This is a genomic window from Paenibacillus popilliae ATCC 14706, from assembly GCF_000315235.1.
Taxonomy (GTDB): Bacteria; Bacillota; Bacilli; order Paenibacillales; family Paenibacillaceae; genus Paenibacillus_B; species Paenibacillus_B popilliae.
In genome coordinates, this window is sequence record NZ_BALG01000042.1 from 77,167 (window position 1) to 83,578 (window position 6,412).

General features: G+C 41.5%; 11 protein-coding genes and 1 pseudogene. 6 read left to right on the forward strand and 6 right to left on the reverse strand.

Annotated elements, in window-relative coordinates:
* Positions 1-17: 17 nt before the first annotated feature.
* Both PPOP_RS05135 and PPOP_RS05140 read right to left on the reverse strand, forming a co-directional pair.
* On the reverse strand, positions 18-1,457 hold the full coding sequence (locus tag PPOP_RS05135) for a recombinase family protein (RefSeq protein ID WP_006285023.1): 1,440 nt from the start codon (positions 1,455-1,457) through the stop codon (positions 18-20).
* Positions 1,458-1,467: 10 nt separating this feature from the next.
* Entirely contained in the window at positions 1,468-2,100 is a 633-nt protein-coding gene (locus tag PPOP_RS05140; RefSeq protein ID WP_042227493.1) for a LexA family protein, read from the reverse strand.
* A 163-nt stretch (positions 2,101-2,263) separates the two neighbouring features.
* On the opposite strand from PPOP_RS05140, the gene PPOP_RS05145 reads away from it, so the two are divergent.
* Positions 2,264-2,497, forward strand: coding sequence for a helix-turn-helix domain-containing protein (locus tag PPOP_RS05145; RefSeq protein ID WP_006285026.1), 234 nt, complete (start codon positions 2,264-2,266; stop codon positions 2,495-2,497).
* 83 nt (positions 2,498-2,580) lie between these two features.
* Here the strand turns inward: PPOP_RS05145 and PPOP_RS05150 are convergent, their stop codons facing one another.
* Together PPOP_RS05150 and PPOP_RS05155 are read right to left on the reverse strand one after the other, a co-directional pair.
* Complete coding sequence (locus PPOP_RS05150; protein WP_006285027.1) at positions 2,581-2,823, reverse strand: hypothetical protein; 243 nt, start codon at positions 2,821-2,823, stop codon at positions 2,581-2,583.
* Between the two features lie 80 nt (positions 2,824-2,903).
* Positions 2,904-3,251 (reverse strand): helix-turn-helix domain-containing protein, encoded by a 348-nt coding sequence (locus PPOP_RS05155; RefSeq protein WP_006285028.1) that lies wholly within the window; start codon positions 3,249-3,251, stop codon positions 2,904-2,906.
* A 189-nt stretch (positions 3,252-3,440) separates the two neighbouring features.
* Here PPOP_RS05155 and PPOP_RS22530 point away from each other — a divergent pair, with 189 nt between their 5' ends.
* On the forward strand, positions 3,441-3,605 hold the full coding sequence (locus tag PPOP_RS22530; protein ID WP_006285029.1) for a hypothetical protein: 165 nt from the start codon (positions 3,441-3,443) through the stop codon (positions 3,603-3,605).
* A 32-nt stretch (positions 3,606-3,637) separates the two neighbouring features.
* On the opposite strand, the gene PPOP_RS05160 is transcribed toward PPOP_RS22530, so the two are convergent.
* Positions 3,638-4,567 (reverse strand): exonuclease domain-containing protein, encoded by a 930-nt coding sequence (locus PPOP_RS05160; RefSeq protein WP_006285030.1) that lies wholly within the window; start codon positions 4,565-4,567, stop codon positions 3,638-3,640.
* A gap of 155 nt (positions 4,568-4,722) precedes the next feature.
* Here PPOP_RS05160 and PPOP_RS05165 point away from each other — a divergent pair, with 155 nt between their 5' ends.
* The gene (locus PPOP_RS05165) at positions 4,723-4,911 is read left to right on the forward strand and encodes a hypothetical protein (protein WP_006285032.1); all 189 of its coding nucleotides are present in this window, start codon (positions 4,723-4,725) and stop codon (positions 4,909-4,911) included.
* Positions 4,912-4,960: 49 nt separating this feature from the next.
* Here the strand turns inward: PPOP_RS05165 and PPOP_RS22535 are convergent, their stop codons facing one another.
* Positions 4,961-5,104: a hypothetical protein gene (locus tag PPOP_RS22535; RefSeq protein WP_006285033.1), complete on the reverse strand. Its 144-nt coding sequence runs from the start codon at positions 5,102-5,104 to the stop codon at positions 4,961-4,963.
* Positions 5,105-5,685: 581 nt separating this feature from the next.
* Here PPOP_RS22535 and PPOP_RS25045 point away from each other — a divergent pair.
* The 3 genes and pseudogenes from PPOP_RS25045 to PPOP_RS21685 all read left to right on the forward strand — a co-directional run.
* Positions 5,686-5,817 (forward strand): hypothetical protein, encoded by a 132-nt coding sequence (locus PPOP_RS25045; protein ID WP_267879053.1) that lies wholly within the window; start codon positions 5,686-5,688, stop codon positions 5,815-5,817.
* A 76-nt stretch (positions 5,818-5,893) separates the two neighbouring features.
* Positions 5,894-6,073 (forward strand): annotated as a pseudogene (locus PPOP_RS20045) (single stranded DNA-binding domain-containing protein); the annotation flags it as partial.
* A 14-nt stretch (positions 6,074-6,087) separates the two neighbouring features.
* Positions 6,088-6,412, forward strand: a 325-nt coding sequence (locus tag PPOP_RS21685; protein WP_148277831.1) for a hypothetical protein, incomplete at its 3' end; no start/stop codon positions are given.

Sequence of the window (6,412 nt, forward strand, 5' to 3'; positions counted from 1 at the left end):
TAAGACACGACATAGATCTATGCCTTCCACGTGATGCTGATTTCACCGTCCCCTAATTCAATCATGTAGATCAAATCGCGCATTGCTCTTTTCGCTGTTAACCGGTCTATGGCTGTTACCTCGTTTAAGCGTTTAGTGATATTGTTTTTTACTTCGCTAGCCCCCCTTTTTTCTGCTTCCAACTTCGATAATTGGTCATTTAGTTGGCGTCGTTCAATTTCAACTCGTTTACTAGCAGATTTTAAGTCCTCTGCTGAAATTAGATCATTTTCATATGCTTCAATTTGTTTTTGGATACGTTTATCCACTTTTATGAGTTGAGCCCTTATTTCTTTTATTTCGTCTGCGATCTTACTCGATGGTGCTACTTTTAATTTCAGTTCTTTATCGGAGGATGTTGCTATCCTTCTCATTTCTTCAAGGATCATTTTTTCTAAGTCATCGCGGTGCGCCGCGTGGTGCTTACACCCATAACCAAGAACATATGATGAACAAATATAACGATAATAGGTGTATTCGTTATTTATTCTTTTGTGTCGGCTTGTGCTTCCCTTCATATTTTTGCCGCAATGCTTGCACTTAACTAATCCGGTTAGTAGATAGGTTTCGTTATCAGCATGCTTATGGGCTCGCGATCGAGATTGCATAATCGCTTGAATTCGTGCAAATCGCTCAGGAGTAATGATGCCGGGGTGATTATCTTTTTTTATGATCCATTCAGACTTATCACGCATGATAACCTTACCGTTTTTGGTTTCGCGTTTATTGTAAACCATAATCCCGGCAATTGTTTCGGTGCGAAGTAGGCGCTTTATATTTACTTGATCCCACATCTTACCGCGCTTAGTTGTTGATCCGAGATCGTTTAATTTTTTGGCAATCATGCGGTGGCCAGCCCCTTCTTCCGCGAGATCGCACATAATTCGGACAAAGCGAGCTTCATCCTCGTTGATTACATACTGCCCATCTTCTACTTCATATCCGTAACAAGGCTGTGTAATCGCCCTTGTAGTATTTTTAGCGAGAGAAAGCATATTGTCCTTTACACGTTCGCTGATTCGTTCTCGCTCAAACTCTGCAAATACGCCGAGTAGTTGCAGTACCATGCGCCCGACCGCTGTTGAAGTATCAAAACTTTCAGATGCGGATACATATCTGCAATCGTATTCACTAAGTTTGTTTACAGTCTGAAGCAGATCGAGCAAGCTTCGAGACAGGCGATCAAGCTTTGATGTCAGGATGACATCCAATTTTCGTTGCTCCAGATCGGATAGGAGGCGCTGGATTCCGGGGCGACGCAAATCCTTTGCGCTATAGCCATCATCAATGTAAAACGTAGGAGTTTGCCAGCCCATAGCTTTACAATACGCTGAGAGTCGTTCCTGTTGCTCATTAAGGGAATTACCTTTTTCCGCCTGTTCGTCAGTGGATACACGGATATATGCAGCTACTCTCATCTTGACCTCCTCATACATCGATCATAATTTTTTTTAGTTTCCCTAAAATGAGAACTGTGCCTTCCTGACAAATAATTGGTTCATAATTTATGTTTTCGGATTGTAAAACAATTGTGCCGCTACTTTTGAAAACCCGTTTCAATACTGCTTCATCATTAATTTGCACCGCTGCTATTTCTCCGTTTTCAACATCTGGCTGTTTTCTGATAAGAAGCAAATCCCCTTCAAAAATACGAGCGCCGGTCATGGAGTCTCCTTTAGCCCGTAAATAGAAATATTCTTCTCCATCCAACCACTGTTTTGGGGTTGATTCATAACCACTGATTTCTACATATGTCAAGCCCCCGTTTCCGCATGACACTTTTCCCACAACCGGCAAACTAACGGAGTTTAGATCGCTGACATCTAAGCCTAAATAAGACGTGGCTCCTTCTGTAAGATCTTTTACAGTTACATCTAGGGCGTTTGCGATGTCGCTGATTCTTTTCATATCGATTTTTATTTCGCCATTTTCATATCTTTGAATTGTTTTCTTGGTTAGCCCTACCTTATCGGCTACATCCTGCAAACTGTACTCCTTCAAACTGCGATACCTTTTGATATTTTTTCCGACCGCTAGATAAAACAACTTTGAGTCATGCATTTCTAAATATTCCTCCAACAGTGGTATTTATATATTTATATAAACACAAAAAGACACGAAACACAAATAAAATTATCCATTGTGTCATTTTAGGTCTTGACATGAATTATTTGGGTCCGGTAAGATAGTGGTGTCTCAAAAAGACACGAACGGAGGTGAGGGAATGTTTGTTACAGTTAAAGCAGCTAGAATAACATCGGGGATTCCGGCAGAAGAGATGGCTTTCCGACTCGGACTATCGAAAACCGGGTATCTCAGGAAAGAGAATGGGAAGACACGGTTTTACGTTGATGAGATTGCAAAAATCAGTTTAATACTAGGGATTAGTATCGAAAATTTTTTGGAACTATCGTGTCATTTAGAGACACAAAAAGCGCAGGATTATAGTGCTTCATAAGGTCAAAATGGACAAACGACAATCCGCCTGCCTGATGAGCTAATGAAGGAACTCAAGCAGGAGGCGGAGCGGAAGGGGATTAGTTAATTAATGCTTTTTATTGCGGCTTCTTGTTCAATGGAGCGGACAGACAATACTTCAATAATACGGTGTTGCTGCTCTTGGATAGTTTCGAGGCGCTTTACTGATTCGTTGGTTTCCATGACAGCACGTTTAATCAATTGTTGCTCGGCTTTCATGTCTTTCATATCGGTTTCCATTCGATCAAGCCGTTGATTGGTGGATTTCAGCTCAGTAAGAATCTGTTGTAATAATTGCTCGCTCATCGTACACGCTCCTTTGGGTTGTAGGTCTAGTATCGCATTATTTAATGTATTTGGGAAGCCGCCGTGGCGGGTTTTGGTTTTTAATTACCTTCGCCGCCTTGGCTCTGTAGTTCTAATAATTGATTTATTTGCTTTTCCACAAACGCTTTGTATTTATCGTCAAGTTGTTCGTACTTGTCCATTATTAGAGCAAGCATATTAACGGATCCGTTTAAGGCGCTTAAGTCATCGTTACTATCGTCCAGCAACCAATTTTTATCAACGTTATACATCAATGATACGCAGTTAATAAAAAGTTGAGTGGGTTCAACATTTCCAAGTTCAATATTGGCTAAATTTCCTCGTGATATGCCAATGGAATTAGCGAAATCGGACTGTGTAAGATTGTTAGCTTTTCTTATAAGCTTGAGTTTTTCGGGAAATTTCATTTGACATTGTCACCTCCACAGTTTCCATAGTATCAATCAATAATGCTTATGTCAATACATATAGAACTGAAATAAACAAAATTATTTATTTTATTGTATTGACACAAACAAAAGAATGAGATAAATTGTAATTGTACAAGCGAGTTAAACAAGGAAAATGTACTCAAACAAGCAACGGGGGTGATGGAAGTGAATACGCCACAGATAACAGCAGTCAAAGCTGCATTTGAGATTGGTTTGTTGGCGGGGCAGTTAACCCCTAAGAATCAGTCTTATGTTTTAAACACAATAAATGCTCTCTTGTTTAGCCAGGAAACAAATGATAAATCCGCGCAAGAACAAAAAGGCGCGTAGAGCCGCACCTTTAAATAAGTATGTACATCGTATCAATCTTGATCAACGAGTTCATAAAATACATTTTCACTGATTATTTCTAAGTCTTGTCCTGAAAGAATAAGTGATTCAGCTTTTTTCAATTTTGAACTCTTACCATCTTTTATAGATTTCGAGTAATCAAAATTACCCAAAATGAGATAATTTGATTTTTTGTTAACACCATCAGCACAATGTCCACCTAAATCAACAACTATTTGCATAGCGTCTTTGCGCGACATTTTTTCAAGTGTTCCCGTAAAAACACAAACTTTTCCATAAAGAGGGTGTGATTCGTCAAAATCTTCTTTTTCGGTAGTTATTGAGGAAGCCTTAGTGTATTTCTTTCTGACAAATAATTTTTCTAAACTTAAATTATTGCTTGCTACGTGGTTTGAAATGAATTGATAAAGTTCTATAGCAGCTTTGCAATCATCTAAAGATCTATGGTTAGGCAGGGTAAGTTCAAAATAGTCTGCCAAAGTTTTTAGACGATGGTTTTTTAACTCCGGAAATAGTTTCCTTGATAATCGCAAAGTATCAACAAAATTGTTGGAGAATGGGGTTCCAGTAATTGTCAAGCTAAAGTCATAGATAAAATTCACGTCAAAATGAGCGTTATGAATAACAACTACATCATCACCAATAAAACGCAGGAAGTTTGGCAAAGCATTCTCGATTTTAGGTGCATCTTTAACCATTTCATTTGTAATGCCTGTTAGGTTGGTAATGAAGTCGCCAATTCTATGTTCAGGTTTGACTAGAGATTGAAATATGTCTATCACTTCATTATTTCGAACTTTTATAGCAGACAGTTCTAAGATTTCTTCAAAGCGAGGGTCAAGACCCGTTGTTTCAAGATCAAGAATTGTATAGTCCTGCAAAATGGAAGTTAAGCTTTTACCTTTAAATTTGCGTTCAGTACGAGGTAAAACTTCTAACATAAGTGAATTCCCCTATTCCTTTTAATGGTAAGTAATAACTACCAATATTCGACAGGGGAGGTTGATTATCCTGCATAAGGGGAAATTTTTAGAACAAAAAGACCGTCAAGTCGGACAAACGTAACAACATACACTCAACCGAGGAGGAGATGTGAGTGGGTAAACGTAAAAGCGAAAGACCTCAGCTAAAGCTCGTAGGGCACTATATGATCATCAATGGTGAAAGGTTTGAAATCGACCCAAGTAAGACTGATCTACCCAACCGCTGTAAGTTGGCGTTGGCAGAAATGGCTACGGGAAAGAAGTATGAATTTGTTAATGCAATGGTAACTGTCGGCTCCTAACGGAGTCGCCTTATAGGACAAGCCCAGTAGGAGGGGATGATGATATAGCTCAAACTGCATGGAAACAAAGTGTCGATTTACCAGATGCCTGATGCATGCCAATAAGTGCTCTGTTAGGGACAAAATCAGCAATGTTAGAGACGGAAGCGACTGTTTCTTCGAGGCGATTCATGTTAGAAAGTGCTTTCTTCATAGGTGAAACACCTCCAAAGATTTCAGAAATTCTGGTGGCATGCGTAGCAAATGAGTCAACCAAATTGTTATCGTATCGGCTTTTTATCCGACACATCTACATGTTTCCATGCAGTTCAGCATATATCATCATCCGCAAGGGGATGTCGGGCGCTCGTGGGCAGGTTATTGGTTATCGTCCGCACTGCCTATGCGTTGCACCTTCCGAGGTACACAAGCGACTTCCCTCGGCTTGGCTCAAGATTGCCATATTCATAGAACTTAGGTTTCCTTGAATTCACCCGATGCGCACTCGCGAATTACTTCGTGAGGGGGCAATATGACACTCTCCTACTGGTATATATTACTAAAATGCTATACATGGTAGCAAGAGCAATTGGGAAGGGGCAAGTAGGAAGGGAAAATGAGGTGGTTGGTATAAAGATCACACTCACGCCCGAGCAGATGCAACGGCTAGTGAAAATTGTTGTGCCAGAAGCTGTTGAACTAATTCGGCGGCAAAAAGCAAGGAAGCAAATTAAGTACGAAGAAACAACATGAACCTACATAATTTACAGGACAAGCCTATGAAAGGAGAAACCAATGATGCCAATACCAGATGAAGTACTTGACCACTTAGCCGAGCGTTACTACCGGGAGTATGTCGACCCAAGGAAGTGCAAATTTATCACCTGGGCGGCCATTGAGGCCGAGCGGATGGGATTTAGATTTTGATAGGGGATTTAGATTTTAAGAATTTTAAGAGGAGGTGAGAGGGAATGTCGAAAGCGATGCAAACTAAACTCAAATTGACAATACCGAGGGACGGCGTGTATACGTGACGGAGGTTGTAGCGGATAATGTGCGGTTCCTGGAATTCAACCGCGACAGCGGAGGAGGAGGTTCTAGCCAGTCCCGCGGTCCGGCAGCGGATCCGTTCTCTGACGACGGCAGACCGATCGATATACCAGACGGTGATTTACCGTTCTAGGGGGGCAGAAGGGCATGACACTACCATTTAACCCAGCACCAAAGCCAAAGACGCGCCGCCTGAAGCCTACAACCAAACAGCGGGGGAGAATATCCCCCGAAGTATATCAAGTTGCGTATGACCGCGCTGGCGGGCGTTGTGAGCGCTGCGGGAAACCAGGGAGCCAAGAATACGGGACGCTGCAATGCGCGCATCTGGTGAGGCGCTGGAAGCTGGACGAGACGACCGCAAATGACGTGGCCATATTATGCGGGCCTAGCGTCAATACAGGCACATGTCACAACTGGATCGACTATACACGTGAGGGGCGGCGGTGGGCCGAACAATACCGGGAACGGC